The 3,012-nt window shown below is 76.0% G+C and carries 3 protein-coding genes; 2 read left to right on the forward strand and 1 reads right to left on the reverse strand.

Annotation, left to right across the window (positions count from 1 at the left end):
• Positions 1 to 795, forward strand: a 795-nt coding sequence (locus ABZ281_RS44250) for a glycosyltransferase family 4 protein (RefSeq protein ID WP_356663914.1), incomplete at its 5' end; no start/stop codon positions are given.
• A gap of 14 nt (positions 796 to 809) precedes the next feature.
• On the opposite strand, the gene ABZ281_RS44255 is transcribed toward ABZ281_RS44250, so the two are convergent.
• Positions 810 to 2,453: a PucR family transcriptional regulator gene (locus ABZ281_RS44255; RefSeq protein ID WP_356663916.1), complete on the reverse strand. Its 1,644-nt coding sequence runs from the start codon at positions 2,451 to 2,453 to the stop codon at positions 810 to 812.
• Between the two features lie 126 nt (positions 2,454 to 2,579).
• Here ABZ281_RS44255 and ABZ281_RS44260 point away from each other — a divergent pair.
• Positions 2,580 to 3,012: LLM class flavin-dependent oxidoreductase (locus tag ABZ281_RS44260; protein ID WP_356663918.1), on the forward strand; the 433-nt coding region annotated here is incomplete at its 3' end.

The following is a 3,012-nucleotide window of genomic DNA, read 5'->3' on the forward strand; positions in this document are numbered from 1 at the left end:
GTCGTGACGTGGCACGACCGGGCGCACGCCGGCGGCGCGCGTGCCCACATGCTGCGGGTGCTGGAGCGCAGGGTCGTGAAGGCGGCCACCGTCGTGCTGGGCACGACCTCGCCGCTCGTGGACCGGGCCCGGCTCACCGGCGCGCGGGACGCACGGCTCGCGGCCGTCGCGCTGCCCGGCCCCCGCAGGCCCCTCGAACCCGACGATCCCGACCGGCTGCGGCCCAAGGTGCGCGCCGAACTCGGCGCCATCGGACGGCCCTTGCTGATCGCCGTCGGCTCGCTGGAACGGCACCGTGGATACGAGGTACTGCTGGACGCCGCGCGCGCCTGGCGCCGGCTCGACCCCGTACCCCTGGTCGTGATCGCCGGGGAGGGGCAGCTGCGCGGTGAACTCCAGGGGCGGATCGAGGAGGAGGGGCTGCCGGTCCGGCTCATCGGGCGGCGCGACGACGTCACCGACCTGCTCGCCGCCGCCGACCTCGCCCTGCTGCCGAGCCGCTGGGAGGCACGCTCCGTCCTCGCCCAGGAGGCCCTCCACGCGCGCGTGCCGCTCGTCGCGACGAACGTCGGCGGCATCCCCGAACTCGTCGGCGACGCGGCCGAACTCGTCCCGTACGGGGACGCCAAGGCCCTCGCCGAATCCGTCGCAGCGCTGCTCGGCGACCGGACCCGCCGGGACATGCTGACCGCCAAGGGCGCCCGGCAGGCGGCCAGTTGGCCGACCGAGGACGAGACGGTCGCCCAAGTACTCAGCGTGTACGACGAGTTGACCCAGCCCCGGCCTCTCCCCTAGCAGCTCCGGCAGCCCTACGGGACGTGCCTGCGGGCCCGCAGGGCCAGGCTCAGGGCCAGGACCGTCTGCGGGTCGTCGAGGTCCGTCCCAAGCAACTCCCCGATGCGCGCCAGGCGGTTGTACAGCGTCTGCCGGTTCAGATGCAGCTCCCGGGCCGTCTCCGCCTTGCGCCCGGCGTGGGCGAGGTAGGTCGTCAGCGTGGGCAGCAGCGGCGGCCGGGAGCGGCGGTCGTGGGCCAGGAGCGGGCCGAGGGCCCGGTCGACGAAGGCCGCCAGGTCCGGATGGTCGCGCAGCCGCCACAGCAGCAGGTCGATGTCGAGACGGCGGGCGTCGTACCAGGGCCGGTCCGGCAGACCCTGCGCCGCCGTGGCCGTTTCGGCCGCGTGCCGCAGACCCGAGGCCACAGCCGGCCAGCCCCCGGCCGTCCCCACGACCACCACGGGCGGCTGTCCGCCCGGCCGCGGCATCCCGGCCCGGCCCACACCGGCCCGCAGCGCGGCCGCCACCCGGTCCGCGACCGCGGCCCGCTCCGACTCCGCCCGCAGCCCGAGCAGCACCAGCACCCGTCCCTCAACCGGCCGCACGCCCAGCAGCACCGGCACTCCCACCGCCGTCAGCTCCTCCGAGATCGCCCGGGCCAGCACCGCCCAGCCGCCGCCCGGAGACAGGGCGTCCCCGAGCCGCATGACCACCGGCAACAGTGGCCCCTCGCCCGGTCGGAAGCCCAGCACGCGCGCCTGCGCCGGGGCATCCTCGGCCGACACCCGTCCCTCGGCGAGGTCGGTGAGGAAGTCGCCCCGCCCGCGCGCCGCCAGCTCCTCCTCCTGGCGGGCCTGCATCAAAACCACGGCCAGGATGCCCGCGGCCCGCTCGGCCGCCATCCGGTGCACCGGCGCCAGGGGAGTGCGCACCGGCAACAGAACCAGACGCGCCCGGACGCCCCCGCTGCCGGGCCCGCCCCCCGGCACGTCCACCAGCACCGAGCCCGCGAGCGGCGGCTCGTCCTTGTGCTGGCCGCGCAGCCCCTCCCACACCTGGAGCGGATCCGCGCCCTCCGGACCGGCCCCGGCCGCGTACAGCAACTGCCCGTCCGCCGTCTCCAGGAACACGGGATTCCCGGCGAAGTCGGCCAGGATGCCCAGCACGTGGGGCACACCGCCGCCGCCCAGCACGGCCTGCGTGCACCGCCGGTGCACCTCCTCGGCCCGCTGGAGCAGGGCATAGTGGCCGTTGACGATCTCGGTGTGGACCTCCTCCGTGACGGTGACGAACGGCACCTCGCGGTGCAGCTGGACGAGCGGCATCCCGGCCGCGCGTGCCGTGTCGACGAGGGCCGCGGGCAGCCGGGTGAAGCGCGGGCCGAGCTCCACGACAAGGGCCGCGATGCCACGCTCGGCCAGGGTGCGCACGAACGCCCGCTGCTCGGCGGGGCGGGTGCCCAGGCCGTAGCCCGTGGTCAGCAGGAGTTCGCCGCCCTTGAGCAGGGAGGCGATGTGCGGCACCTCTCCGGCGTGCACCCAGCGCACGGTCCGCCCGAGCCGCTCGGCGCCCGCCAGCACCTCGGGCAGCCCGCTGCGCAGCCCCGGCAGCTCCAGCGCCCGCTGCACGGTGATCCCGGCGCCCTGGGTGTCGTAACCGCTGTCCGTCCCGCTGTCCATGTGCCGGACGCTACCCGCGCGGATGCCTCCCGGACATCTCCGGACGGGCACCGGGACGATCACTTCCCGTATCCCGCCGTGGATCTCCCCGGATTGCCGTGTGTTCGACCGGGTACCGGCGCCGTCATGGACATGAGCGTGGTGGCGGTGGGGCGGGAGGACGACAGTCCGGTCGAGGAGCCGTTGCGGGTCGCGGTGCTCGCCGACCGGCTCGGGTACCGGGAGGTGTGGGCGGGCGAGGGACCCACGTGGGACTCGTTCGTCCTGGCGACGGCGATCGGCGCCGCCACCGAGCAGGTCGCGCTGACCGCCGGGCCCGTGCCGGTGTCGGTGCGCGACCCGCTCACCATCGTCCGGGGCGCCGCCTCCACCGCGGCCGTCACCGGCAGGCCCGTCGGCGTGGCCCTGGGCACCTCCAGCAAGCGCGTCGTCGAGGGTGTACACGGCCGGCCGCGCACCCGGCCCGCCGCCACCCTCGTCCGCGGCGTCGAACCAGGCCGCGAGCCGCAGCAGGTCCTTGCGCCGGGACATCTCACCGGAGGCCGAACGCAGCATCCGC

The organism is Streptomyces sp. NPDC006265 (genome assembly GCF_040613555.1).
GTDB lineage: Bacteria > Actinomycetota > Actinomycetes > Streptomycetales > Streptomycetaceae > Streptomyces.

What these genes read in the sequence shown, in the direction of transcription:
- ABZ281_RS44255 (WP_356663916.1), bottom strand. Translation starts at nt 2,453, where the DNA reads ATGGACAGCGGGACGGACAGCGGTTACGACACCCAGGGCGCCGGGATC.